Below are 26637 nucleotides of genomic sequence, written 5' to 3'. Positions count from 1 at the left end.
TCTAACACTTACAAAGATATCTTAATTGATTTTTTTACAGAAAATAACTTATCAACAGTTAAACGGTATATTTTTTCTTTTTAAAATAGCTATACAACACTCCAAACAACACTATCAAAACTATTGGAACACCAATGTTTATAAGCTGCCACTTCGTTTTCTGTTTATATACTTTTTCTTTATTTAGAAAGGATAGTGCAATCTCTTTGGAACGAATGTTTATAAGTCCGTCTTCGTCCAACAGGTAATTAACGCTATTAACCAAAAAATCTTTGTTGCCATAAATCTGTTTGGTCCATTTATCCACTCCATTTATAAGAGGTTTTTTGTTTACATAATTGTAGTTTACAATGTCGCCATCGGCAATTACAATCATTTTGTTTTCTTTGGTTGCATCGTCTTTTGCATTGGATAAAGAAAAAGGCTTTACCCTGTTTTTAAAGGCCGAAGTAAATGTACCTTCAAGAAGAACCCCTAAAGGTTTAGAACCGTCTGTAAAAGAATTGATGTCTTGTTGGGTATCAAATTCATCCAAGCTATAGGCTCGAGGAATGCCCACTTCTTTAGATTGAGGGGAACTTTGCAGTAAAATAGTCTTATTAATTTCGTTTGGTAAGGTATCTATTACATTGGCAAATTCCAGCTTCACTACATTTACCCCTTTGTTTATTGGGTGGTTATCGGTTGTTTTAACCATAGGTGAATACAACCAATTAATGGGGATTTCACCATTGGAATCGGTAACTGTTACGGGAGTAGAGATAAGATCTTGTACCAACGATTTTTTAATTCGCACCCCGTAGCGAAAAAACAAATCATCCAAATTAAGGTCCATAGGATAGGCGTAGGACGAAAAAGTTTCGTTTTGCAGACTATCCAAATCGGCTACTACTTCATCGACCATCCATAGTGTTTTACCGCCATTAACGATATATTGATCCAGAATGTATTTTTCATCTTCGGAAAACCTTTCGGTCGGCTTGGCAATAATAGCTGCATCAAAACGGTTTAAATTTTCTAAAACTTTAGAAGGATTGTCTTGAAGCGAATCCATATGAAATTCCCCGAGTTGATAGTAATTTTTAAGTGTGATTAAAAAATCCACCAAATATTTATCGGGCATTTCCCCATTTCCTTTTAAAATGGCAATTTTCTTCTTATCGGTAATCGTCAATTGCTTAAAAGCATCTGCAAAAGCATACTCCAATTGTTGAACGGAGTTGTTTACCCGTTGTTCGCTATTGGCGCCCAATTCATTCTGTAAAAGGGATACTTTTACGGTTTTTTCTCCCATATTTACCAGCGCCCATGGAAATACAACTTCCCGAGACATGCTGTTTCCCTCCTCAACGGTAACCGAAACTGGTGTTAATCCCAATTCTTGAAGACTCCGTATATTTTGTTGCTTCGGATTATCATTGTCTAAAGGATCAATGAAATTTACCCGTATTTTATTGTTCACCGTTTCAAATTCTTCAAGCAATTGCCTGGTTTCATCCTGTAAGCGTTTAAATTCCGAAGGGAGGTTGCCCGCCAAAAGTACATCTATAAAAACAGGTTGCTCGGTGCTTTTTACAGTCTCCTTAGAAGCTTCCGCCAAGGTGTAACGCTTGTTTTTGGTTAAATCTATTCTGAAAACTAAAAAGGATACCAAAAAATTTATTCCGAAGAGAACGAGCAGGAGGATACTAATTTTTGTAGCGTTATTTTTAACTGAATTCAAAATCACTTTAATTTAAAAATGGTTACTACTATAAAAAACGTGGAAATGCTTAAGAAATAAACAATATCTCGAAGGTCGATAACCCCACGGCTGATGCTGTCGAAATGATATTTTAGGCTCAAGTTTTCCAAAAAAGATAGTGCCGGTACTTCGGCAAACCCTGTAAAACCGAAATAAAAAATAAAACAAATAAGCACTGCGGCTATAAATGCAATTATTTGATTATCGGTAATGGATGAAATAAAAATACCAATAGCGGTGTAGGCGGCAATTAAGAATAAGAGTCCGGCATAAGACCCAGCAATGCTCCCTAAATCTATGTTTCCTACTGGGCTCGCCAACTTATAAATCGTAAAAACATACAGCAGTGTTGGGATTATAGCCAATACTATCAACAAAAAGCTTCCTAAAAACTTCCCCAGTACAATTTGCGTCTTTGAGATGGGGCGGGTAAGCAGTAATTCTAGAGTTCCGCTCCTTTTCTCTTCCGAAAAACTCTTCATGGTAATGGCGGGAATTAAAAAAATAAGAATCCAAGGTGATAGCTGAAAAAACGAATTCATATCAGCAAAGCCACTTTCGAAAATATTAAAATCACCTTTAAAAACCCATAGAAAGAGTCCGTTTAAAACCAAAAACAATCCTATAACCAAATATGCTATAGGTGTTGAAAAAAAACTGCTTATTTCTCTTTTTATTATTGCGGTCACTTAGCTTATGTTATAGTGTTTTTATGCTGTTTTACTTGTAATGTTTAACTTTCAGCTTAAAACATTTTTTATTTAAAATTTACTGTAATGGTATCCCTGTATTTTAATCCAAGTAGGGTAGAAGCACCACCCACAGTATCCAGATTACTTCGGTAAATGGCTATTTCCACTAGCGACGCAGAATTAAAAATCGCCAATTTCTCACCATCTTTATTGGCAAATTTTTCTGCTTCGAAATTTATGGCATCGCTGTATTTAAAATAAATGTCGGTAAATTTATGATTGCGCGCCCACATTTCAAAACTACGCCCTCTTTTATAGTGCTCAAAAATTTGTTTGGAAATATTGGTAACCACATTTCCGTAGTTGTCTACATAAATTACACTGCCCGTAATTTGGTTTTGCTCGTTGTTAATAATTGGCGATAAACCTTTTAACATTTTCAATTCTCCGATGGTTTTTCCAATCACCTCCAAAGTTCCTCCCCGGGAGATATGTCCAGCTACTTTAACAAAAACATCCAATACGGGAAATACACTTTCAATACGGTCATGGATGTTTATTTCCACCATTTTTTCCGGATTGATCTCACTGGCCAAAAAGGAGAGGATTCCGTTATCGGCACCTATAAAATAGTGACCATCTATCTTAACGGCAATATGTTTATTGCGAGGGGTTAATTCTGAATCTACCCCAATGATATGAATACTGCCCTTTGGAAAAGTTTTATAGGCATTTTTTAATACATAGGCCGCTTCTACAATGTTAAACGGACTAATTAAATGGGAGATATCAACAATCGTCGCATTCTCAATTTCGCTAAGAATAAATCCCTTTATGGCACCTACAAAGTGATCTCGCTCACCAAAATCTGTAGTTAAAGTTATTATTGCCATTTATAGAAATGTTGATATTTTTTTAATTTAAGAAAGTGTTTTTTTCCTTAAGTTTGTTAGAAACAGTAACAAATTTAGGTTTGTAAAAATGTTTAGCACAAACCTACTAAAAAGTAATAGATTTTCCATTTTAATACGTACTTTTTATACGAACATTTTAAAGTAATAGTCACTAAAAATTTAGCTTTTGAACGAACTTATCATTGAACTTACAGAGATTAATCCGAAAGACTTTTTTGGACCGGCAAATACAAATATCGATTTATTGAAAAAGTATTTCCCAAAACTTAAACTCGTAGCCAGAGGGAATAAAATTAAAGCCTATGGCGATGAGGAAATGCTTGAAGAATTCGATAAACGTTTGGATATGTTGGTCACGCATTTTGGAAAATACAATAAGCTCGATGAGAACACCATAGAACGCATTTTAACGAGTGAAAGTGGGCAAGAAGAGATCGATGCCAAAATTCATGGAGAAGTGTTGCTACATGGTGCCAATGGTAGGTTAATCAAAGCACAAACCGCCAATCAGCAGCGTTTGGTGGAGCTTATGCGGAAGAACGACATGGTTTTTGCTATAGGACCAGCGGGAACTGGAAAAACCTACACAGGGGTAGCTTTGGCCGTAAAGGCGCTTAAGGAAAAGCAGGTACGTAGGATAATTTTAACAAGGCCAGCTGTAGAAGCAGGGGAGAGCCTCGGGTTTTTACCCGGGGACTTAAAGGAAAAATTGGATCCATACATGCAACCGCTTTACGATGCACTAAGGGATATGATTCCAGCTGAAAAATTGGCGAATTATATAGAAACAGGGGTTATACAAATTGCCCCTATGGCATTTATGCGTGGTCGTACTTTAGACAATGCCTTTGTTATTCTGGATGAAGCACAAAATACGAGCCATGCACAAATGAAAATGTTTTTAACCCGTATGGGAAAGAATGCCAAATTCATTATAACCGGGGATCCAGGGCAAATTGATTTACCTCGCAGGATAACTTCAGGACTCAAAGAGGCTATTTTGGTATTGAAAGACGTGCAAGGCATTGGGATTTTATATTTGGACGATAAAGACGTAATCCGCCACCGATTGGTAAAGGATATTATTGCTTCCTATAAAAAGATAGAGCATACGAATTCGTAGACACTCCGCTTGTCATTCAAGGTTTAAAAAGGAATATGGTATCACCTTTTACATTTTTAAGCGAATACCTGTTTTTCTTATTTTTTTTAAAAGTGTAAATGATTTCAGTGTCCTCAGCGGGTGCCGCAATTTCACCGTAACGAAGTTTAGCAATTATTTTAATCTCTTTACCCATCAAAGTATCGATTGGTAATTGGATGCTTTCATAAAGTCTGGAAAATATATTGATTGATTTAAATTCATCATTTCTTGTGATAAAAATCTCATTGTTTGAATGACTGTTTAAATTGAAGGTAACTAAACTTTGATGTTCATTCTGAATGGTAACTTTGGTGTCTGAGATTATTTCGTTTGTGTTATAATCCCTAGCTTCAATAAAAAGTTTAGCAACATCAGGGTTATTTAAATTCCTAATAAATTCTAAGATATAAAATTGCTTTGGCTGATGTTTGAAACTTAATTTTAAAGTATCGGATGATATTTTGTACGTTCCGTATTCATTAAAGGTTCCGTCTTTAATAATAAAGGTACGGTCTTCCAAAAAAACAAAACGCTTATAATCCCCATCCAAGATCATTATATTATTATCAGTGCTAGTATTTTCGTCAACAAAATACGTTCCACTAAATTGCGAAAAAGCTTCCGTAGAAACTATTAAAAGTAGTAAGCTGAAGTTTTTCAGAAAATAAACCATGGTTTGGTGATTAAGAATGTTCTTTAAAATTAACACTTTTGAATATCTGATGGTTTACATTGAAATGTTGTAGTCTTGTTTAAGACCTACAAGGTTTTAAAAACCTTGCAGGTCAGCATCAAATCAATCACAACTCCATTTCATATAAATTATTTATGGACAGCCGGAATTCTTTCTCACCGATCTTTTTAAAACCTTGTTTTTCGTAATATTGGCAAAGTTTAGTGTTTTTGGAGTCAGCATCCAGCCGGAGGTATTCACACGAGTCATTTTTTGCCTGCTGGGCTATTTTTTGAAGTACATTGGTTCCCATGCCTTTTCCATTGAAGGCTTCTTTAATAACCAATGAATGTACGTATTTTGCTTTTTTTTCTTGTGCTCCCCAATACAATAAATCCTCATCGAGAATTCTTACCATCCCAATTACCTCCTCATTTTCTTTATTCAGAATAAAGAAAAATTCTTTGTTTTGAATACCATCTATTACCCATTGTATTTTTTCCTGAGGCGGATTTTTCCAATACTGCCAATGATCAACATTCATTTTATTGATTTTTTCGGCCGTTTCCTTGAACAGTGCCAGTACCGTATCTTTATCGTTTATTGAAATTGATTTAAAAATAACTTCCATATTAGACTTTATGAAGTTGCTGGTAAAAGAAGAATCGGTTTAGTCATATCGCAGTCCAATTTGCTTTTTTACTTCGTCCATGGTATTTATAAGCAACCTGCTAAAGTCATGTGTCATAACCGGACTCTCTTTTTTGTTTTGGCGCACTAATTCACTAAAATGAGACGCTTCAAAATTATAACCATTGGTAGTTGTTGTAAAGTCCTTTACCATTTCATTCCCCTTAGAATCTATAAAGGTAACTTTGGTAGGTTTATGAAATTGAGTGTGCAATTTTATAGTTCCATGTTCACATTCTATAAAAGCTTCGGTGGGTGTTTTTTCCAGTAGGGTAGAGCGTAGTTTTGCTTTTACATTATTAGGATACTCAAATAGCATATCGCAGGACGAATCTGCACCAGTTTTAAAAAAAGTCCCTTCGGCATCTATACTTTTTGGTTTTCCCAAGATGGTAAGGGCTGCAAAAATTGGATAGATACCGATATCCAATAAACTTCCCCCACCGAGTTTTTTATTAAATAATCTAGAGTTTTCATCATATTCTGGTTGAAACCCAAAATCCGCCTCCAAGGAAAGTACTTTACCAAAACTCCCTTCCTTTAAAAACCCTAAAACATATGTGTAGTGTGGAAGAAAGTAAGTCCATAAAGCTTCCATGAGAAGAACATCTTTCTTTTTCGCCGTTTGTAACATTTCCTCAACATCACTGCTGTTTAATGCCAAGGGTTTTTCGCACAGAACAGGTTTTTTGTGCTGCAAACAAGCAATGGTATATTCCTTATGGAAAGCATGCGGATTGGCAATGTAAATGGCATCTACATTTGGATCTTTCATCAATTCCTCATAGTCTCCATAGGCCACTTTTCCATGATAGGCGTCCTTAAAATCCATTGCTTTTTCCAAAGTTCTGGAAGCTACTGCATGTAACTCGGCACTTTCAACTGTTAAAAGGTCGTTTGCAAATTTTTTGGCGATATGTCCCGGAGCTAAAATGCCCCATTTTACTTTTTTAGCTGCTGATGGCATTACGTGTTCTATTTAAAATTTCAAAAATTAGCGAGAGGAAAATCACCAGGGCGCAACCAATAAAGTTGAGCCATAAATATCCCAGCTTTTCATCTCCTGTATCATATCGGTGTATGGCAAAATAATAAATGAGAATAACGGCTATTTGGGTAATTATGGCACTGGTAAAAACGGCATTACCTCTAATGAATTTTATAAAAAAGGCAATGAGGAAAATCCCGAGTACATTTCCATAAAATATAGAACCTATAATGTTAACCAACTGAATTAAATTATCCAATAAGGATGCAAAATTAGCGAATAATATGGCTATTATTCCCCAAGCCAATGTGAACCATTTAGTGGCATTTAGGAAATATTTGTCCGTTTGCTCTTCTTTTTGGTTTCTACGGAAGAGATCTATTGTAGTAATTGTTCCCAACGCGTTTAATTCTGATGCAGTCGAGGACATTGCGGCAGAAAATATTACTGCCAAAAGTAATCCCATCAATCCGGTAGGAATATTATTCAGAATAAAATGAATAAAAACATAATCTTTATCGTTGGTTTCTAAATCATCATCAACTTTTTGAATAAGCTCTTTGGCTTCTTCCCGACTTTTAATTTCACGCTTATTGATATTTTGGATCTGCTTTTTGGCCTCCACAATCAATTCGTAGTCTTTTACATCTAAAACTGCCGAATAGCGTTCCTGTGCCATCTTTTTTTCCTTTTCGAGCTCCAAGTGTTGTTTTTCCAGGACTTTGTATTCATCAGCGTAGGTGGATTGCTCTATAGCTTCCACAGCCGCAGGGTTGAAATTTAAAGGAGAGTGATTGTATTGATAAAATACAAAGACCATAACACCTACCAACAGTATAAAAAATTGCATCGGTACTTTAAACAATCCGTTAAATATGAGTCCGAGCTGACTCTCACGAACCGATTTTCCAGAGAGGTAACGCTGCACCTGACTTTGGTCGGTACCGAAATAGGCGAGGGCTAGAAAAAGACCTCCCGTAATACCGCTCCAAAACGTATATCTGCTTTTTGGATTTAATGAAAAGTCGAGAATATTCAATTTTTCGTTGGCTCCTGCAATTTTCAATGCTTTGCCAAAAGTAATATCATCGGGAAGATAACTCATAACCAAGTAAAAAGCGGTGAACATCCCGGTCATAATTACAAACATCTGCTGCTTTTGGGTTACACTTACAGCTTTAGTCCCCCCAGAAACGGTATAAATAATAACCAAAATACCGATTACAATATTGAGAGTTTTTGTTTCCCAACCTAAAACCGCCGATAAAATAATAGAAGGTGCATAAATGGTTATCCCAGCAGCCAAACCTCTTTGTATAAGGAAAAGAATAGCGGCGAGTGATCTGGTTTTGAGGTCGAATCTATTTTCGAGAAATTCATAGGCCGTATAAACCTTGAGTTTATGATAAATAGGCACAAAAACGATACAGATGATAACCATCGCCAGTGGAAGCCCGAAGTAGAACTGTACAAAACCCATTCCATCGTGAAAAGCCTGTCCAGGAGTGGATAAAAAAGTAATTGCACTGGCTTGCGTAGCCATTACCGATAACCCAACGGTATACCATTTGGCCTCTTTTCCTCCCAGAACATAGTCGGTTACATCTTTACTGCCTTTGGTTTTCCAATAACCATAGGCAACTATAAACAGCAGGGTGCCGGTAAGTACAATCCAATCAATTACTTCCATTCCTGTTATTTGTTTGAAATCATTATGAGATAAAAAACAAAAATGTAAATTATGTTCATAATTAACACTACAGAATATTCCCTTTTCCAAATAAACTTATTCAGCATAATTATCCTTTTATCTGACTTGTGTTTGTATTCTCCTTTTTACCAACCGAAAGCATATTCGCAAATATTTTGTAGGCTCCTGGCACCCCAGCAGGAAGCTCCCTAAAGAAACTCAATCCGGTATAGATGTAATATCCTTTTCCGTAAGGCGCTACCAATAAACTCCCGTCTTTTGGTTGTTCCCCTTTATCATGCATGGATAACACGGGAGTAAATTCTTCTGCCCATTTATCTGGAAAATACAATCCTCTTTCTTGCACCCAACCATTAAAATCGCTTTCAGTAATTTCGTTCGGGGCGTTCAAAATAGGATTTTCAGGTGCCTTTATGGTTACAGCCGCATTTTCGTCGGTTACACGATCCCTAGATAACTGCAACAAATAAGGTGCCAGATTATCAATATCTAAGCCTCTTCTCCCCGCGGTATTGTATTGTACAATTAAATTTCCGCCGTTTTTAACATAATCCAATAAAATATGTTGCTTGAATTTAAGTGATTCATGAACATTGTATGCTCTAATCCCCATGACCACAGCATCAAAATTTTGCAAGTAACCTGTATTTATGTTTTCGGGTTGAATAACGGTTACCTTATAACCTATTTGCCGCAAGCTTTCTGGCACTTCATCCCCAGCACCGGCGACATAAGCTATATTTTCTCCTACCTTTTTTATATTTAAGCGTACCACTTTAAAACTGGCAGGCAGTAATACAGATTGCGTAGGAATATGGTCGTAGGCTATGGTGGTTAGTTCTTTTCGGTATTCTTCACCGTCTATGGTTACCACAGGAGTAATAATTTCTTGGTTTTCCTCACTGGGTGGGGTTACCGTAAAGTACACCGTTTTGGTATCTCCCTTATTCGCTATACTGAAGTCAATATTTTTCGGACTCACATTCCAACCGCTATTATAATCCAAATGAATACTTCCTTGAATGTTATTGGTACCCGAGGTTATGGTTACCGGTATTTCTTTTTTATCTGCATCAGAAAAAATAATTACTTTGTTTGCTACAGAGGCCGTTACTTTGGGAAGAATCTCAAAAGGCTGGTACATTTCCCCTTTATCAGGCTTTGAATATTTATAAGCTATTTCTTTTTCAAACGGAATTATGGTTCCGTTGATATCAATATAAAAAGTAGCTTTTACCAATCTCGGGGTTTCCGGTTTCCCTCTTAATTCTTGTGGTGCTTCGTACATTCCCAGAGATCCCTCATCTGTTAACCAATAAGGAGCGGTATAATCACTTTTGTTTGGAATCGTAACTTGGTTTGAAATGTTTACAGACTGATTATTTTGTAATTTTTTCTGAAGTGTTTGGGTAGTTTCTGTGGGAGCTATTTCAATTTTTTGAAGCGTCATATCTACCTCAGAACGGTTGATGGCTGCACTTTCTATAGCAATGGTTTCCCCTGGAACTGCCGAAGCGGCTTCTACCGTTGCTTCTAAAAAGAGCCCACTACAGGCTTCTATGATTTTTTTAATTTCATCTCGTTTTACCGTTCTCCAATAATCGTCTTTTAAATTCTCGATTAATTGATAGGCCTCTAAAAGCTGCGGAATGTGCTGTGACGGATTTTTAAAATTGAAATTACCTTCAACTTCCTTTAAAATTTTACCAATGGCGGCGCCTCCTTGCACACGGCTCCAACTTGTATTGATACCATCAAAAATATTGTTTTTATCCTTTGGCAAACTTCCTTTTAAAAGTTCGATATACTCTTCCTGTGAACCACGGGAGGAAATCCCCCCAAAACCTTGACTTAGGTGCTGACTTCTAGCAATGGAAGCAATTTCGTTGTTGCTTTGCCCAAGGGTAGGGTAGTAGGTGCCTATATCGAAGCTTAACATTTTAGTTTTATCGGCACTTTCAAAAGCTTCTTCGCTTCCATAAAACCACCAAGAGGTATTAAAAAAAAGGCGTTCTGGTTGCCAAGTTTGCGTATATTTTAACTGTTGTGGATAACTGCTTTTATCGCCAGCCAAATCAAAAGCTTGTACACTTAACATGGCAGAAGCTGTATGATGGCCATGTGTAGAACCTGGAGTGCGATGATCGAACCTGTTGACAATTACATCGGGTTTAAAATTCCGTATCACCCAAACCACATCGGCAAGCACTTCGTCTTTATTCCATATTTCAAGTGTTTCTTCTGGATCTTTGGAGAAACCGAAGTCGTTTGCCCGTGAAAAAAATTGATCACCACCATCTACACGCCTTGCCGCCAGTAGTTCTTGTGTTCTTAAAACTCCTAAAAGCTCCCTTAATTCAGAACCGATTAAATTTTGCCCACCATCTCCACGGGTTAACGATAAATAAGCAGTTCTTGCTTTAACCTCATTCGATAAATAAGAAATTAAACGCGTGTTCTCATCATCGGGATGTGCTGCTATATATAATGCTGTTCCCAAGAAATTAAGCTTTTCTACAGCTTGATAAATTTCTGCGGAAGTATAGGTTTTAGGTTTTTGCGAAAATCCAGAAAGTGTAAATACTAATCCAATATAAAGAAAGGATAATATTTTTTGCATATCACAAGTTTTTAGGTGTTAGGTCAAATATAGAAATAATTGTGGGTTGTCTTTCTTTATTATACGATTTGTATCTATAAAACAATCATAAAATTATTTCAGGGTCTTATTTATCGAGCAGACTTTCATTAAATAGCTTAAAAATCCGTGTGTACTCATCAGTCCAACTGCTAGGTTCTGTAAATCCATGTCTTTCTATAGGATAAACTGCCATTTCCCAATTTGTTTTTCCCAATTCAATTAATCTTTGGGATAAACGAACCATATCTTGAAAATGAACATTATCGTCTACCATTCCGTGTAAAATAAGTAAGTCCCCTTCCAGGCCGTCTGCAAAATAAATAGGCGAACTTCTGCGGTATGCCAAACTATCGGTAACAGGAGTATTTAAAATTCTAGCGGTATATCCATGGTTGTAAGCCGCCCAATCGCCCACAGATCTAATGGCCGCCCCAGCAGAAAATGTATCTGCTTCATTAAACATGGCCATCAAAGTTATAAAGCCGCCATAAGAACCGCCATAGATTCCGATTTTATCCTTATCGACACCTAGCTGGCTAATAAGGTACTCTGCTCCATCTACTTGATCGCTCAAATCCTTACCGCCCATGTGTCTGTAGATTCCTGTTCTCCAATCCCTTCCGTAACCGGCACTGGCACGGTAATCTATATCCAAAACGGTATAGCCATTATCTACTAGAATATTGTGAAACATATACTCACGGAAATAAGAACTCCACCACTTATGGGCATTCTGCAAATAACCGGCGCCGTGTACAAAAATAACGGCAGCACCATTTTTAATTTCACTCTTTGGTTGATAAAGTCGGGCGTGAACATTCGCACCATCGTCTGCCTTAAAAGTAATGATCTTTGGCTCCTTCCAACTGTAATTTTCAAATTCTTTGGTAGTAGAATGTGTTATTTGTGTTGGTTCGGTTGCATTTTTCCTGTAAACCGGATTTGGCATTACAAATAATTCCGTTGGTTTATTGGAATAGGAATATAAGATGGCCAGATTTTTTTCATCAGGGGATAAAACAACGTCGTTTTTACCAATACGCTCGGTAAGTTGTTTCATTTTTCCACCATTAAGTGGCATGGTATAAAATTGGCGGTCTCCAGGATGTGTTTTATTGGCTGTAAAATACCACGATTTCTTATCTTTAGACAGCTTCGGATTGTAAATTTCAAAATCACCGGAAGTTAGTTCTTTAGATTTTTTGGTTTCCGTATTTAAAGTATACAAATGTGAATATCCTGTTTTTTCTGATTGAAACCAGATACTTTTGTCATCGGGCATCCAACCGAGTTCGCCACCGCGGTATCCACCAATACCAGGACCTGCAATCCAAGCATTGTCGTGTTGATGATCTAAATTGGTAACGGTACCGTCTGCAGCATTTAAAGAAACAATCCACCTATCTTTGTAATCGTTGGATATAATATCCAAAACTGCTTTCGTTCCAGCCTCATTCCAAACAGGTCCGTCGATAAAACCTATTCTGTTTTCATTTTTATATGTTTTATTAGGATAATCCTTAGTGTATTCCGGGATATAATCTAAGCCCTCCAAATTTTTCAAGTTTACTGCATATGTTTTTCTATTTTCGGTATCGTAAATATGCAACTCGTAAACATCTGGTTTGTTACCTACTTTCGATCTTGTTTTCTGATCTTCGGTATAACCGCTTTCTGTTACATAATGAGGTACTATGGTTTCTTTGTCTTCGGTTCTATCGATAATTAAAAAGGTTGCATATTGGCCTGTAGGATTTATTTGTTGGTTGTATATAGTTTTGTCTCCGGTATAAATGGGCAGTGGATGGAGCAACTTTTCCTTTTCACTAAAAACGTCGCTTAAATCTTCTTTTTCTTTCCGTTCTTTTAAAACGTCGAATAATGCTAATTGATCTTTGTAAAGCCACTCATCTTTTTCACTACGTTTCTCTTCCTTTTTTTCTTTTTCTTGAAAATCGGTAATTTGTTCTATGGTTCCAGTATCCATATTCCAGGTATAAATATTTTTACCCTTAATGAAAGCGATTTCCTTTTCATTATTTGTAAAATGCGGATTACTTTCCCTGTCCTTGGTTGCGGTAATTTGCACTTTTTTTCCAGTATTAACTTCCGCTATAAAAATATCCCCATGTTTTGCATAGATCTTTTTTGATTTATCAGAATTGAAACTTCCATTTTCTGCTGGTAGTTTGTATTGCTCTTCAAAAGAGAGCTTATTCGTTTTTCCTGTTTCAAGGGAATACACATAAAGCGAATCGCTAAAGGCATTTTCAGGATTCCAATCGAAGTAAATATTCTTTCCGTCGAGAGACCAATAAGGATTGGAGGGAAGGTGCCCGACAAAATCATCTCCCTGCATAATTTGCTTTATGGATAAAGAAGAAGTGTTATTTTTTTGTGCAAGGGCGGTAAAAATAGAAAGAAATAAAAAAGTGTAAAGTAGTGTTCTCTTCATAATAACGATTAATAGAATAGCGTGAAACCCCAAATATAAACAATTAAGACCATGAATGGAAGTTTGCCAGCTTAGGGCAATTTAAAATTTTTCGAAAAGAGAAAAACCCCTTCTTTCCGAAGAATAATTAATGTGCTTGAATGACTGAAAATTACGGATGTTGGCCTTTCTTTGGCCAATAGAAAAATAAATTAAGAATATAAAATTACACCGAGCTAGAACCATCATCTTCCCGATGGAGCTTTTCTATAACAACCACACCTTTTTGCAACAATAAATTGTTGGGATAGGTAATAAGTTCCCCTTCATCGGTACGGAGGTGTAAATGAAATGCTTTTATATCTTCTATAATGGCTTCCGAAGGAAAATCTTTATCTTGAATGCGAATGCGATCCCCAATTTTAAAAGGAAAAGCAAAGAAAAGGATGATACCTGCTGTTACGTTACTTAAAATGGACCATGAAGCAAAGAATGCCACCCCAATAACAGCAAAAGCAGAGGACAGAAAAATTCCTAAGTCCTTAAAATCCACTCCCCAAATTAAACTTACGGTGAGAATACTTATGATAAGGATAAAAACGTTGAAATATTTTAAAATAAGAAGTGTTCTGTTTCTATCGATATCCCCAATTTTCCCTACTTTTTTAATGGCTTTGAAAATGAGGAACCGTAAACAAAGAATAACAATTACGGCAACAATGGAGCTAATTAATTCATCTCTGTAGATGGCAAAAAAATCTGTCATAAACTATAAACCTAATGAGTCCCGCAAATATACATCGTTTGTGGAATTTTTAGTCCAGTAGGCAGACATAATTGTATTGATTTTTTCTCCGGAAGAGGTAAGCATTTTAGCCTTGACGCCAGCACCACTTTTATAACTTTCTTTCCAACTTTCTATACCAAATGGAAACTCTTTTTGAAAGTTAATGCTAAGGGTTCTGTCAAGTTCGGGATATGTTAGGGTGTAAGTGTTAATAGTGCCTTCTGTTTTTAAAGTAGCATTTGCGGTATAGGCTTTTACCGGTTTATGCATTAAACGGATGTATTGAAATGAAGGAATTATTTTTTGTTCCCCCAGCGGTAAATTGGAGGGATCAACCCTTAGTTGCGACCAAAGTTCATCTTCCAAAATATCTTTGTTTACACTAAAGTTCTTATCGGCCTCATTTTCAAAATATGAATGTATGGTAATTTTAAAATTCGATTTATTATTGAGCTGCATATACTGTTGTCCGCACCATTCTGTAACCGAAGTGGAAATTTTTAAAGCATGACCTTTATATTTCAATGGATAAAAAGTACTGTTCATTATGGAGTATGGGTAGATGCCCGTATTAAAATTTTTGGTGCTGTTTAGCTTTAATACAGAAGTGCTTTCTCCATTTGGATTATCTGCTTTTACCTGTTTATCTTTTAAAAATGGTTCGGTAACATAAATAAATACGGCCTTTCCTTCCCGGAGTTCCCCATAGCGTGCTTGGGTTAGTTTATAGGAAGTAATTTCTGCCTTTCCGGCATACCAATATTTTTTAAATGCTTCGCTTAGCTCCCTTTTTTCTTTGTTTTTATCTGAAGTAGCCAGCTTACAAAACGTAAAGGAAACTATAAGAAGAAATCCCATGGCCAAAAAGAGGTATTTTACAATTTTCATGTGATGCTGATTACAATTCCCTTAAAAATACGAATTACCAATTTAATCTACCAAAGAATTCAGGGTTCTGTAAACTTCATATACGGGCATTCCAACCACATTAAAATAAGAGCCTTCTATTTTTTTTATTCCAATTTGCCCAATCCATTCCTGTATACCATAGGCTCCGGCCTTATCATAGGGCTCAAAGGTGTTTACGTAATACTCAATTTCTTCACTGGTTAACTCTTTAAAATACACTTTGGTAATGTGATTTATAGTTTTCTCAAGTTTGGTTGTGGTAAAGCAGACAGAGGTTATAACTTCGTGCATTTTTCCAGACATCGATTGTAGCATAGAAACGGCCTCTTCTTTGCTTTTTGGCTTTCCCAAGGCTTCTTCGTTATGCCATACAATGGTATCGGATGTGATAAGAATATCGTTTTCCTGTAATGACTCTTTATGGGGCAACGCCTTTAATTGCGCCAAATAATCAGAAATCTCATATTTGTAAAGTCTGTCGGGATAAACTTCGTCGACACTTTTTAAGCGTATTTCAAAATCCAACCCCAATTCTTTAAAAAACTGCTGACGTCTGGGGGATCCAGATGCCAAAATGATGTTGTGGTTTTTTAATTTTTCGTTTAAAATCATATTTCTATTTAAAATATCAGTAAAAAGAATTATTTAAAAGCATAAAGTTAAGTGTAGAAAATTAAAATCGAACACCTTAGGCTCATTTTTAGAAGCAAATTGAATTCTTTGCTCGTGATACGTCCCGATACGTATCTGGATACGTCGATGAACCTATTTTTATATCCCCTTTCCCTCTTGGGATACGTCGTGTACCGTATTTCGATACGTTAAAGGAAGGTACGGCTAGGTTTGGTAGCGTATAATTACACGTTCGTTACCCCAAAATATACTTAGAACCACGTATTTCGATACGTAAAGAACCCCGTGCGATAGGTTGTTTTATGCGATGGACACGTTAAAGACCTCAAATAATACGTTTTATAAGGTGTCAGGAAGGTTAAAATACCTCAAAGCATACGCTTCTGGTGGTGTTTGTATCTATAAAATATGGAATGGAATACGTTTATAGATTATTAAAACGGGGTGGAATTTTTTGTTTGAAGGTTTCCCTACACATATTTTAATAGAACCAAAAATCTGAAACAACCTAAAGCGTTCAAAATTATATAAGGAACTGAATTATAGGTAGTCAAAGTATTTGTAAATATCCTGTAATTCTTATTATGACGATTGTATTTTCTATTTTCAATATATGGTGTTGCAAAAGTTGTTTTATCGAATAATCAAATTTCAATTTCTATATCCGACATTCGCTCGAATTCATTAACATTTTCCGTAACCATTATTAATCCGTTTGAAATTGCAGTTGAGCCAATCAACAGATCAAAATCACTAATCATAGTTCCATTTTTTCTCAATCGGACTTTCTCCTTAGCGTAAATATTTATCGCATTAAAAATAGGAAGTACTTTTATTTGTTCGGAAAATTCATCGATAAGTTTATAATTCTTTTTAGGGTTTGGGCTGTTCTCCGCTCCGAAAATTAGTTCTGCCAAGGTAATTTCTGAGATTGCTAATTTTCAAGCTTTACTTCTTGAAGTTTTTGGTTAAGTTGGAATTTACCTCTAAAAAAATGAATACAAATATTCGTGTCCAATAAATATTTCTTTCGAAGCTTTCTGTGTTGAGTTTGTTAACTCTTGCGCTTTTTATTTCTGATATTATTTCGTCAGAACTTTTGTTATCATTCCAAGCACCAAACATTTTATTAATGTCAAATTCTTTTTTAGATTTTTTTTCAATAGATCTTGTGAGCTTATTAATCAAGCTTTTTTTTGCTTTATTGTCCAGGTCTTTCAAGTATCCGAAATATTTATCCAAAATCTTGTTTGATATTGTTAAACTTCCCCATTTTACGAATTTTATTGTAAATTACTAATTTTATCGAAAAGTTTGAATTCCCTAAATTTTCCAACTGCTAACAGATAACAGTCAACAATTAATCATTACTTTAATCGTATTTAGCATCAAAACTATCTTTCCATTTCCCTTGAACTTTTAAAACTTGCTCAATAACATCACGAACACAGCCTTTACCGCCTTGTTTATGGGAAATGTACTTGGAGATTTCTTTTACTTCGGCTACTGCATCGTTTGGGCAACAGGGCATTCCCACCATTTTCATCACATGGTAATCGGGTATGTCGTCTCCCATGTACAAAACGTTCTCAGCTTTAATATTGTATACGTCAAAATACTCATCCAACACATCTATTTTATTGCTTACCCCGAGGTGAATATCGGTAATTCCGAGTCCGCGTAACCTCGTACGAACCCCCTCATTGTTTCCCCCGGAAATAATACAAATGTTATATCCCTTATTCAATGCGGTTTTAAGGGCGTATCCATCTTTTACATTCATGGTGCGTAATAACTGTCCGTCAGAAGTGATGGAGATGATCCCATCCGTCAAAACCCCGTCTACGTCAAAAACAAAGGTGGTAATATGTTCTAGGTATTCCTTATAACTTTTCTCTTCCATACGTGTTTAAAATCGATGTGGTTAGTATTCTATATATTTCTTTTTGATTGTCGTTAGTCAGCAACTCCAAATGAGAATTTATTGTTGCATGGTCATTTCTCCTCGCAGGACCGGTTTGTGCTTCCAGCGGCGACATCTCTTTAATTTTTGCTGAAGTTTCTACAATTAAAGGCTCTAAAACCTCAAATGGAATGTTGTTCTCCAAACAAATATCATTTCCGATTTTATAAAGGTGGTTTACAAAATTATTAACAAAAACAGCTGCCAAATGAATGGTTTTGCGCTGTTCGGAATTAATTTGAAAAACCTTGTTGGAAATGGATTCTGCAATTTGGGTGAGGGTATCTAGATCTTTTTGGTTCTCAGCTTCCAAGCAAAGAGGAACGTTTAAAAACTCAATATCCTTTTCTTTGGACAATGACTGTAACGGGTAAAAAACGCCACGACGATTCTTGTTATTTAATGCGTCCAAGGTTTTATTTCCAGAGGTATGAACCACGAAACGACCCGAAAACGGCAAGTTATTGGACACTTCGGTAATGGCATCGTCTTTAACCGCTAAAATGTAAAGATCGGCATCTGCAATTTCATTTAAATCATCTGTAATGGAAGTAGCCGCCTTAAAAGTCTCTATAGCAGTCAAAGTTCTGTTGTAACACTGTATAAGCGCCACAGCATTATGCGTGCTCAATACTTTAAATAAATGATGCGCAATATTTCCACCTCCTATGAGAACAACTCTTAACATACTGCTAAATTACGCAATGATGATGATTTTGATGGGTTTTCCCCCAATAAATTAAAAGGACTAAAGAGGGTACAGCTATTTTGAACTCCCTAACGAGTTGTAATTTAGCTAAACAGATCCCTTATCTCCTTTTTAATATATCCCAAAGCAGCATAGGAGGGAGGTTGTTTGTCCAAAAGGTTGTTTAATACTTCTTCCCTTAATTTATTGGCACTTTCCGAATTCATCCCAGCCTTACGGATTATCTGGATTGTAGCGTTTTTAGCGGCTTTAACTACGTTCCAGCATTCATCGGACAAGTAAATTTGTTGAGCTAGGTTGTGGTCGAATTCGTTTTCGATATTGGCTATAAGTTGTGCTTCATAGAGGTCCTTATCAGAGTTTTCAGGAATTACCCTCACCAGTAATTTTGAAGGGTTGATACGTTCTAAAAACAAAGCCATACGCTCATACGCCTGTAAACGAATAGGAACGGTATTTTTATCCATTTCCCTATGAAGTAAAAAGCGCCTTCTCCCTTCTTCGTTTTTGGTGTGTAGGTTAAAAAAATAATAAGCTATACCTCCTGTAATAACCGCTGGAAGTATAAAAAACAATAATTCAATAAAATTAAACTGGTTCATGGGGATGTTTGTTAGTAGCGTATTTGTTTGTTTTTAAATTTATCAATGGCACCTTTGGTGGTGTAATGCCCACCTAAGTGCGGGCAATTTAATAAACTTTCCGTTCCATCAAAAGGAACTTTTACTTTATTATAGCCATAAACATTGGCTAAGGGTTGCGTTAAGCTTTTATCGCCAAGGTTTATATCCACATCTTCCATGGTAAGCTGCGATGGATGTTCGTAACCACAGGCATGGGTTATTTCTATGAGTTCTTTTTTAAAATTTTTAAAATAATAACTCACCCTTTCCGCTTTGTCCTCGATGTTAATTCCGGCCTGTAGCCATTTATTCTGTGTAGCTACGCCACTGGGACATGTGTTGTTATGGCAAACTTTGGCCTGAATGCAACCAATACTTAACATGGCCTCCCGTGCTACATTTACTAAATCGGCTCCCATGGCAAAAGCCATCGCCGCTTTAGAAGGAAAACCTAACTTTCCACTACCTATAAAAACAATTCTATCGGTTATCTCTGCGTCTTTAAAAACGCGGTACAAGTCACTAAAGGAATAAACCCAAGGCAGGGAAACATGGTCGGCAAAACTTGGTGGCGCAGCCCCTGTACCACCTTCGCCACCATCTACCGTTATAAAATCGGGACCTCTGTTTGTGTTTTTCATAATGGAAGCCAATTCTTTCCATTGCTCCAGCTTTCCTATGGCCGCTTTAATCCCTACTGGTAAACCGGTTTCTTTGGCAATAGATTCTATAAAGTCTACCATTTCCTGGACGTTGGAGAAAGCTGAATGGTTAGGAGGCGATAATACATCTTTTCCCATGGGTACATGGCGGATTTCCGCTATCTCCCTGGTTATTTTAGAAGCGGGGAGTACGCCGCCTTTTCCAGGTTTAGCACCTTGGGAAAGCTTTAATTCGATAGCTCTTATTTGAGGATATTCTTCTACCAATTTTTTTAGTTTCTCCATAGAGAAATTTCCATGTTCGTCCCGAACTCCAAAATAGCCGGTTCCTATATGAAAAATAACATCGGCTCCTTTTTTATGGTAAGGGGATAAACCACCTTCACCGGTATTGTGATACGCATGCGCCAAATAGCAACCTTTGTTGAGCGATTCAATGGCCCTGGCCGAAAGCGATCCAAAACTCATAGCCGAAACATTGATAATGGAGGCCGGGCGGTAAGGTCGCTTTCTTTTATTATAGCCCCCAATAAGTTTGGCGCAAGGTAAAAAATAGGGATCACTCGCGTTTGGATGATCTAACCTTACCTTGTAGGGCATCATGGCATTGTTTATAAATACATAATGAGATTCATGAATGTCCCTATCTGTTCCAAAACCTTCGTAGTTGTTTTCATTTTTTGCTGAAGCATAAATCCATCCACGTTCAATTCTATTGAAAGGAAGTTCTTCCCTGTTGTTGGCTACGATATATTGTCTTAATTCTGGGCCAATGCTTTCCAACATATAACGAATGTGGCCAATAACCGGAAAGTTATGGGTTATGGTGTGCGACTTATTAAAAAAAATATCCCTAATGGCTATGATAAGTAATAGGATGAGGATCCAAACCCACCAACTGATACCTTGAAGAAATGCTAACATAATTAAAATTTTACTGTCCTAAATAATCATAAACAATCTGAGTAAAAGCTTTTACACCCAATAGCATCCCACTTTCATCGATATAAAAATCGGGGGTATGGTGGGGAGCTGGTTCAGTAGCATCTTTTGGCATACCGCCTAAAAAGAAATAAAAACCGGGTACCTTTTGCTGAAAAAATGAAAAATCTTCGCCTCCAGTAGTGGCTTTTACGAGTTCCACATGTTCTTTTCCAGCTATTTTTTGTAGGGATGGGAGCATTTCTGCTACTAAAGCTTCATCATTATACGTAATAGCCGTAAAGTTTTCTATTTCAATAGTGGCATCTCCGCCATATGCTTTTGCGATAGTCGGCACCATTTCCTTCATCCTTGTTAATATTAGAGTTCGCATCTCTGGATCCAGCGTTCTTACGGTCCCAATCATTTGGGCAGACTCTGGTATAATATTGAATCGAACCCCACTGGTTATTTTTCCAACGGTAATTACGGCAGCTTCATCTACCAAGGGCGCTTCTCTACTGATTATAGTTTGTAGCCCGTCGACAATCTTAGCCGAAATCAATATAGGGTCTACACCGCTCCAAGGGGCAGAGCCATGGGTTTGTTTTCCTTTTACATCGATTACAAACCGTTCTACCGCCGCCATGGTACCACCTGGTTTGTAACGAATAGTACCTACAGGTGTTGAAGAGTTTATATGCAACCCAAAAATAGCATCTACCTCCGGGTTTTCAAGTACACCTTCTTTTATCATTAATTTGGCACCACCTTCTTCTCCCGGTGGTGGACCTTCTTCCGCTGGTTGAAATATAAACTTCACTGTTCCAGCAAAATCGTTATGTTTACTTAAAACTTCCGCCACGCCCATTAAAATAGCGGTGTGGGTGTCATGGCCACAAGCATGCATAACTCCTGTTTCTTCACCCAAGAAAGTTGTAGTGACTTCCGATTTAAAAGGGAGGTCGTTTCTTTCGGTGACTGGAAGCGCATCGATATCGGCACGTAAAGCAATCACTTTTCCTGGCTTTTTTCCTTTTAAAATACCTACAACACCGGTTTTGGCAACACCAGTGGTAACTTCTAAACCTAGGCTTTTTAAATGCTTTGCTATTTTATCGGCAGTTTTAAATTCGCGGTTAGATAATTCTGGATTTTCATGGAAGTCCCTTCGCCATTCTATAACTTCACTTTCAACTTCATTAATGTCGGCCTCCAGGGAATTTTGCGAGTAGTTATTCAGGGATATTGCAAATGCGAGTAATAGAAATAAGCGGATGTTGGTCATATAAAAAGGTATTATGTTGGTCTCTATGCTGAATGAAAAACCTTCAGCAGATAAATTTTAATTAGCGTAGTAAAGATATTGAATTTTAAGTATTCCGAAGAGAAATTGTCCAAATGCGTTTTCAAAATGAGTAATCAATACTTTTATTATTTTCAAAATTAATACCTTCGTTCAACACCAAACATACAATCAAAACTTTATGAACAGACAGTCGTTATTAATTTTCACCATAATTTTCTTCATTTCACTCAAGGCCTTCACCCAGATAAACACTGGAGTAGCAGTACTCGATAAACAGGAACAAGAGCGTTATAGAAACCTGATTAAGGAAAATAAAGAAGTTAGAGCCATTCATGATAGCCTGGCGCTACTGGCAAATAAATATTTAGACCTAGAACCAAAACCTCTTGAGGTAATTAATTATGAAGGACTGCTGGAAAACGATCCAGAAAGGATGAAATCAATAGAGAGTTTGTTGGACGCCAATAAGGTCGTCGATTTAATTTATGCGACGTATGGCAGTAATAATACCGTCTATGTAAACAAAATAAAGGAATTTGTTTTGGCGTGGGCAAATACTTACAAAGCCAGTGGCAACCCTATTAACGAAAATAAATTGACTCCACTTTTTTGGAGTTATGCCATTTATAAAGATAATTTTTCTGCGGATGAAAAAACGATTGTTGATAACTGGATGTTGTCCATCGCAAAAAAGGAAAAGGACAGAAAAAGTACCCCAAATAATAATTGGCAATCGAAACGCTTAAAAATAATCGGGATAATTGGTTGTGCATTAGATAATGAAGAATTGAAACAATTCTCCTTGGAAGGCATAAAAAAATACATTTCTTCCGCATATTATCCAGATGGATCGAGTAACGATTTAAAAACCAGGGATGCGATGCATTACCACAGTAGCGGGATTGAGCCGTTGCTGGACATGTTTATCAACCTACAAAAATTCGATTCCCGTTTCGACCAATATAGCTATACCGATGAAAAAGGTGTTTCCATAGAAAAAGCAATCATATTTATGGAACCCTATCTCTCTGGCGAAAAAACGCACCGCGAATGGGTGAATACAACCGTAGCCTTAGATAAGGAAAAGGCAGAAGCAGGATTAAAAGAATACGAACCAGGCAAACTATACAATCCCAAAGATGCACTACCTATGTTAAACTGGGCCGTATATTACCAACCGGAGTTGTTTCAATACGTTTGCGGATGTAAGGTTTGTTATACCTGTAATGTAGAAGCTTTTTTTAATAGTCCCCTTATTAGAAAAAACAACTAAATTTTAAAATTGGAGAGAGTATTCGAATTCATTTAAATGTTTATAAAAATTAGATTTAGAGCTTCAAAAACAGCCCTTTTATAAGTAACTTGCAGGCTTAAATAAATTGCGTTATTTTGCTTGTTTAGAATGTAGTTGTATCGCGACTATTGTAGTTTGCAATGGCAAAAAAATAAAAATTACTTTGGAAAATTATTTAGCTGAATTGAATGAGGCACAACGTGCGCCTGTGTTGCATAAGGATGGAGCGTTAATGGTAATTGCTGGAGCAGGTTCTGGTAAGACAAGAGTATTAACTTATAGGATCGCTTATTTGATGAACCAAGGTGTCGATGCCTTTAATATTCTAGCGTTAACATTTACCAATAAGGCAGCACGGGAAATGAAAAAGCGTATTGCCAGTATTGTAGGGAACAGTGAAGCCAAAAATCTTTGGATGGGAACTTTTCACTCTGTTTTTGCCAAAATTCTAAGAATTGAATCTGATAAACTCGGCTATCCAAGTAATTTTACTATTTACGATACGCAAGATTCCCAACGCCTAATCAACTCTATTATTAAAGAGATGGGCTTGGATAAGGACGTTTACAAATACAAACAAGTACAAAACCGAATTTCGTCTTATAAAAACAGCCTCATAACCGTAAAGGCATATTTTAACAATCCTGAATTAATGGAAGCCGATGCCATGGCAAAGCGGCCGCGATTGGGGGAAATTTACAATGCTTACTGCGAACGTTGTTTTAAAGCCGGTGCCATGGATTTTGATGATCTGTTGTTAAAAACCAACGAACTGCTTACAAGGTTTCCAGAAGTATTGGCGAAATATCAAGACCGCTTTCGCTATATCCTGGTGGATGAGTATCAAGATACCAACCACTCCCAATACCTTATCGTAAAAGCACTTTCTGATAGATTTCAAAATATATGCGTGGTTGGGGATGATGCCCAGAGTATCTATGCCTTCCGAGGGGCGAACATTAACAACATTATGAACTTCCAAAAGGATTACGATAATGTGCAAATGTACCGTTTGGAACAAAATTACCGTTCTACAAGAAATATTGTCAATGCCGCAAATTCGGTAATCGAAAAAAATAAAACCCGACTAGATAAGGTGGTTTGGACGGATAACGATGATGGAAATTTCATTAAAGTCCACCGTTCTGTTACAGATGCAGAAGAGGGTAGGTTTGTAGCCTCCACCATTTTTGAAACTAAAATGCAGGAGCAGTTTGCAGACGGGGATTTTGCAGTACTCTACCGTACCAACTCCCAATCGAGATCTATTGAAGATGCCTTGCGGAGAAAGGACATTCCGTATAGAATTTATGGGGGACTTTCTTTTTATCAACGAAAAGAAATAAAAGATGTCTTGTCTTATCTGCGTCTTATTTTAAATCCGAAGGACGAAGAAGCTCTTGTCAGGGTTATCAATTATCCTGCAAGGGGAATAGGCCAAACTACTATACAGCGGCTTACGGTAGCTGCCAACCATTTTAAGCGTTCTATTTTTGAGGTTATGGAAAATCTCGATAAGATCGATTTAAAAATAAATTCGGGGACCAAGAGAAAGCTGGAAGATTTTGTAACGATGATTAAAAGTTTTCAAGTTACCAACCAGACCGCAGATGCTTTTGTGCTAGCGGAACACGTTGCTAAGAAAACCGGACTCCTACAAGAATTTAAAAAAGACGGAACTCCAGAGGGCATCGCCCGAATGGAAAATGTGGAAGAACTTTTAAATGGAATCCAGGATTTTGTGGAAGGTCAAAAAGAAATAGCAGATGCAAAAGGCGATTTGGCGGAATTTATGGAAGATATTGCATTGGCCACCGATTTGGACAAAGACACTGGGGATGACGACCGTGTTGCTTTAATGACCATTCATTTAGCAAAAGGATTGGAATTTCCCTATGTTTTTATTGTAGGGATGGAAGAAGACCTTTTTCCTTCTGCCATGAGTATGAACACCCGAAGTGAATTGGAGGAGGAACGTAGGCTTTTTTATGTGGCACTTACCAGGGCAGAAAAGCAAGCATACCTTACCTATACCCAAAGCAGGTACCGTTGGGGTAAATTGATTGATGCCGAACCGAGCCGTTTTATTGAAGAAATCGATGATAAATATTTAGAACACTTGACTCCACCCATGGATGGAAGCTATCGTTATAAACCAATGATTGATTCCGATATTTTTGGGGAGGTGGATAAAAGTAAATTCCGTTTAAAAAAACCAACAGCAGGAACGCCGCCAACATCGCATAAACCTTCTGAAGAAAAACTTCGGAAGCTAAGAAAGATAAAACCGGATTTAGGACAAACAACTACAGACAATAACAGTTTGGATAGTGATTTAACCATTGGAAGCAAAGTTTCCCATACGAGGTTTGGAAATGGGGAAATTATAAGTCTGGAAGGCGTTGGAAATGATAAAAAAGCCGAAATTCGTTTTGATACTGGCGGAATAAAAAAATTATTATTGCGCTTTGCAAAACTTGATGTTATTGGCTAAATTTAGTTAAAAGTTAAGATTAAGTAAAATCAGAAGATTAAAACCAAAAACGGTAAACAACAAACCTATAACTTAAAATGGCAGAATTAATTCGCATCTATGAAGAAAATCCCAACCCTAAAGAAATTAAAAGGGTAGTGGATGTGCTGCGCGATGGTGGTTTGGTCATTTATCCAACAGATACTGTATATGGTTTGGGTTGCGACATTACCAATTCCAAAGCCCTCCAAAAAATAGCACGCATAAAAGAAGTAAAGCTCGACAAAGCTAATTTCTCCTTTATTTGTGCCGATCTCAGCAACCTGTCCGATTACATTCGTCAAATCGATAACGCTACTTTTAAAATCCTTAAACGAACCCTGCCAGGCCCTTATACGTATATATTGCCTGGTAATAATAGTCTCCCAAAAGATTTTAAGAAGAAGAAAACAGTTGGGATACGTATTCCAGATAACAACATTGCTCGTACGCTGGTCAGGGAACTTGGAAATCCCATTGTTTCCACTTCTATTCGGGACGAGGACGAAGTGATAGAATATACCACCGATCCAGAATTGATTTTGGAAAAATGGAATAATTTAGTAGATATTGTGGTAGATGGTGGGTATGGAGATAATGTTGCTTCCACGGTTATCGATCTTTCGGGGAGCGAACCTGTAATTGTAAGAGAAGGTAAAGGGGATATAGATGAAGTTTTATAGC

At 36.9% G+C, this 26637-nt stretch carries 22 protein-coding genes; 4 read left to right on the top strand and 18 right to left on the bottom strand.

The window, feature by feature from the left end; genetic code table 11:
- Nucleotides 1-58: 58 nt before the first annotated feature.
- The 3 genes from gldG to HX109_RS14340 all read right to left on the bottom strand — a co-directional run bounded on the left by gldG (nt 59) and on the right by HX109_RS14340 (nt 3329).
- Nucleotides 59-1729 carry a gliding motility-associated ABC transporter substrate-binding protein GldG gene (gene gldG / locus HX109_RS14350; RefSeq protein ID WP_317170424.1) on the bottom strand — a complete coding sequence of 557 codons (1671 nt, stop codon included), beginning with the start codon at nt 1727-1729 and terminating at the stop codon, nt 59-61.
- Nucleotides 1726-2433: a gliding motility-associated ABC transporter permease subunit GldF gene (gene gldF / locus HX109_RS14345; protein WP_178953213.1), complete on the bottom strand. Its 708-nt coding sequence runs from the start codon at nt 2431-2433 to the stop codon at nt 1726-1728. The genes gldG and gldF overlap by 4 nt, the downstream gene beginning before the upstream one ends.
- 68 nt (nt 2434-2501) lie before the next feature.
- Nucleotides 2502-3329: an S-adenosyl-l-methionine hydroxide adenosyltransferase family protein gene (locus HX109_RS14340; protein WP_178953211.1), complete on the bottom strand. Its 828-nt coding sequence runs from the start codon at nt 3327-3329 to the stop codon at nt 2502-2504.
- 187 nt (nt 3330-3516) lie between these two features.
- Here HX109_RS14340 and HX109_RS14335 point away from each other — a divergent pair, with 187 nt between their 5' ends.
- Nucleotides 3517-4473 (top strand): PhoH family protein, encoded by a 957-nt coding sequence (locus HX109_RS14335; protein ID WP_178953209.1) that lies wholly within the window; start codon nt 3517-3519, stop codon nt 4471-4473.
- 16 nt (nt 4474-4489) lie between these two features.
- On the opposite strand, the gene HX109_RS14330 is transcribed toward HX109_RS14335, so the two are convergent.
- The 15 genes from HX109_RS14330 to HX109_RS14260 all read right to left on the bottom strand — a co-directional run bounded on the left by HX109_RS14330 (nt 4490) and on the right by HX109_RS14260 (nt 22126).
- A complete protein-coding gene (locus HX109_RS14330; protein WP_178953208.1) occupies nt 4490-5167 on the bottom strand; it encodes a hypothetical protein in 678 nt (225 codons plus the stop codon).
- Between the two features lie 127 nt (nt 5168-5294).
- Complete coding sequence (locus tag HX109_RS14325) at nt 5295-5798, bottom strand: GNAT family N-acetyltransferase (protein WP_178953206.1); 504 nt, start codon at nt 5796-5798, stop codon at nt 5295-5297.
- Nucleotides 5799-5837: 39 nt separating this feature from the next.
- A complete protein-coding gene (locus HX109_RS14320; RefSeq protein ID WP_178953204.1) occupies nt 5838-6824 on the bottom strand; it encodes a Gfo/Idh/MocA family protein in 987 nt (328 codons plus the stop codon).
- Nucleotides 6808-8535: a sodium:solute symporter gene (locus HX109_RS14315; RefSeq protein ID WP_178953202.1), complete on the bottom strand. Its 1728-nt coding sequence runs from the start codon at nt 8533-8535 to the stop codon at nt 6808-6810. Before HX109_RS14315 ends, HX109_RS14320 begins: the two co-directional genes overlap by 17 nt.
- Before the next feature lie 109 nt (nt 8536-8644).
- The gene (locus tag HX109_RS14310) at nt 8645-11176 is read right to left on the bottom strand and encodes a PIG-L family deacetylase (RefSeq protein WP_178953200.1); all 2532 of its coding nucleotides are present in this window, start codon (nt 11174-11176) and stop codon (nt 8645-8647) included.
- A 106-nt stretch (nt 11177-11282) separates the two neighbouring features.
- Nucleotides 11283-13652, bottom strand: coding sequence for a prolyl oligopeptidase family serine peptidase (locus HX109_RS14305; protein ID WP_178953198.1), 2370 nt, complete (start codon nt 13650-13652; stop codon nt 11283-11285).
- A 205-nt stretch (nt 13653-13857) separates the two neighbouring features.
- Nucleotides 13858-14397 carry a mechanosensitive ion channel domain-containing protein gene (locus HX109_RS14300; RefSeq protein ID WP_178953196.1) on the bottom strand — a complete coding sequence of 180 codons (540 nt, stop codon included), beginning with the start codon at nt 14395-14397 and terminating at the stop codon, nt 13858-13860.
- Between the two features lie 3 nt (nt 14398-14400).
- Nucleotides 14401-15306, bottom strand: a complete 906-nt coding sequence (locus HX109_RS14295; protein ID WP_178953194.1) for a septum formation inhibitor Maf — start codon at nt 15304-15306, stop codon at nt 14401-14403.
- Between the two features lie 42 nt (nt 15307-15348).
- Nucleotides 15349-15939, bottom strand: coding sequence for a Maf family nucleotide pyrophosphatase (locus tag HX109_RS14290; RefSeq protein WP_178953192.1), 591 nt, complete (start codon nt 15937-15939; stop codon nt 15349-15351).
- Nucleotides 15940-16604: 665 nt separating this feature from the next.
- On the bottom strand, nt 16605-16877 hold the full coding sequence (locus HX109_RS14285) for a PIN domain-containing protein (protein WP_255462709.1): 273 nt from the start codon (nt 16875-16877) through the stop codon (nt 16605-16607).
- A 455-nt stretch (nt 16878-17332) separates the two neighbouring features.
- Nucleotides 17333-17863: a KdsC family phosphatase gene (locus HX109_RS14280; RefSeq protein WP_178953190.1), complete on the bottom strand. Its 531-nt coding sequence runs from the start codon at nt 17861-17863 to the stop codon at nt 17333-17335.
- Nucleotides 17844-18611: a Rossmann-like and DUF2520 domain-containing protein gene (locus tag HX109_RS14275; protein WP_178953189.1), complete on the bottom strand. Its 768-nt coding sequence runs from the start codon at nt 18609-18611 to the stop codon at nt 17844-17846. Before HX109_RS14275 ends, HX109_RS14280 begins: the two co-directional genes overlap by 20 nt.
- A gap of 104 nt (nt 18612-18715) precedes the next feature.
- Nucleotides 18716-19234 (bottom strand): hypothetical protein, encoded by a 519-nt coding sequence (locus HX109_RS14270; RefSeq protein WP_178953187.1) that lies wholly within the window; start codon nt 19232-19234, stop codon nt 18716-18718.
- Nucleotides 19235-19245: 11 nt separating this feature from the next.
- Nucleotides 19246-20841: an FMN-binding glutamate synthase family protein gene (locus HX109_RS14265; RefSeq protein WP_178953185.1), complete on the bottom strand. Its 1596-nt coding sequence runs from the start codon at nt 20839-20841 to the stop codon at nt 19246-19248.
- A gap of 10 nt (nt 20842-20851) precedes the next feature.
- On the bottom strand, nt 20852-22126 hold the full coding sequence (locus HX109_RS14260) for an amidohydrolase (RefSeq protein ID WP_178953183.1): 1275 nt from the start codon (nt 22124-22126) through the stop codon (nt 20852-20854).
- A 199-nt stretch (nt 22127-22325) separates the two neighbouring features.
- Here HX109_RS14260 and HX109_RS14255 point away from each other — a divergent pair, with 199 nt between their 5' ends.
- From HX109_RS14255 to HX109_RS14245, 3 genes are all read left to right on the top strand, one after another.
- Nucleotides 22326-23420, top strand: coding sequence for an alginate lyase family protein (locus HX109_RS14255; protein WP_178953181.1), 1095 nt, complete (start codon nt 22326-22328; stop codon nt 23418-23420).
- 184 nt (nt 23421-23604) lie between these two features.
- On the top strand, nt 23605-25935 hold the full coding sequence (locus HX109_RS14250; RefSeq protein WP_178953179.1) for an ATP-dependent helicase: 2331 nt from the start codon (nt 23605-23607) through the stop codon (nt 25933-25935).
- A 77-nt stretch (nt 25936-26012) separates the two neighbouring features.
- Complete coding sequence (locus HX109_RS14245; RefSeq protein ID WP_178953177.1) at nt 26013-26636, top strand: L-threonylcarbamoyladenylate synthase; 624 nt, start codon at nt 26013-26015, stop codon at nt 26634-26636.
- The last annotated feature ends 1 nt before the right edge of the window (nt 26637 follow it).

The sequence above is a fragment of the Galbibacter sp. BG1 genome (assembly GCF_013391805.1).
In the GTDB taxonomy this organism is placed as follows: Bacteria; Bacteroidota; Bacteroidia; order Flavobacteriales; family Flavobacteriaceae; genus Galbibacter.
The sequence above is the reverse complement of the archived record's forward strand: the minus strand, read 5'-3'. Positions and strand labels throughout refer to the sequence as shown.

Excerpts from the sequence above, each read along its gene's own strand:
- HX109_RS14340 (WP_178953211.1), bottom strand. The coding sequence starts at position 3,329 with ATGGCAATAATAACTTTAACTACAGATTTTGGTGAGCGAGATCACTTT.
- HX109_RS14330 (WP_178953208.1), bottom strand. The coding sequence starts at position 5,167 with ATGGTTTATTTTCTGAAAAACTTCAGCTTACTACTTTTAATAGTTTCT.
- HX109_RS14325 (WP_178953206.1), bottom strand. The coding sequence starts at position 5,798 with ATGGAAGTTATTTTTAAATCAATTTCAATAAACGATAAAGATACGGTA.
- HX109_RS14320 (WP_178953204.1), bottom strand. The coding sequence starts at position 6,824 with ATGCCATCAGCAGCTAAAAAAGTAAAATGGGGCATTTTAGCTCCGGGA.
- HX109_RS14315 (WP_178953202.1), bottom strand. The coding sequence starts at position 8,535 with ATGGAAGTAATTGATTGGATTGTACTTACCGGCACCCTGCTGTTTATA.
- HX109_RS14310 (WP_178953200.1), bottom strand. The coding sequence starts at position 11,176 with ATGCAAAAAATATTATCCTTTCTTTATATTGGATTAGTATTTACACTT.
- HX109_RS14305 (WP_178953198.1), bottom strand. The coding sequence starts at position 13,652 with ATGAAGAGAACACTACTTTACACTTTTTTATTTCTTTCTATTTTTACC.
- HX109_RS14300 (WP_178953196.1), bottom strand. The coding sequence starts at position 14,397 with ATGACAGATTTTTTTGCCATCTACAGAGATGAATTAATTAGCTCCATT.
- HX109_RS14295 (WP_178953194.1), bottom strand. The coding sequence starts at position 15,306 with ATGAAAATTGTAAAATACCTCTTTTTGGCCATGGGATTTCTTCTTATA.
- HX109_RS14290 (WP_178953192.1), bottom strand. The coding sequence starts at position 15,939 with ATGATTTTAAACGAAAAATTAAAAAACCACAACATCATTTTGGCATCT.
- HX109_RS14280 (WP_178953190.1), bottom strand. The coding sequence starts at position 17,863 with ATGGAAGAGAAAAGTTATAAGGAATACCTAGAACATATTACCACCTTT.
- HX109_RS14275 (WP_178953189.1), bottom strand. The coding sequence starts at position 18,611 with ATGTTAAGAGTTGTTCTCATAGGAGGTGGAAATATTGCGCATCATTTA.
- HX109_RS14270 (WP_178953187.1), bottom strand. The coding sequence starts at position 19,234 with ATGAACCAGTTTAATTTTATTGAATTATTGTTTTTTATACTTCCAGCG.
- HX109_RS14265 (WP_178953185.1), bottom strand. The coding sequence starts at position 20,841 with ATGTTAGCATTTCTTCAAGGTATCAGTTGGTGGGTTTGGATCCTCATC.
- HX109_RS14260 (WP_178953183.1), bottom strand. The coding sequence starts at position 22,126 with ATGACCAACATCCGCTTATTTCTATTACTCGCATTTGCAATATCCCTG.
- HX109_RS14255 (WP_178953181.1), top strand. The coding sequence starts at position 22,326 with ATGAACAGACAGTCGTTATTAATTTTCACCATAATTTTCTTCATTTCA.
- HX109_RS14245 (WP_178953177.1), top strand. The coding sequence starts at position 26,013 with ATGGCAGAATTAATTCGCATCTATGAAGAAAATCCCAACCCTAAAGAA.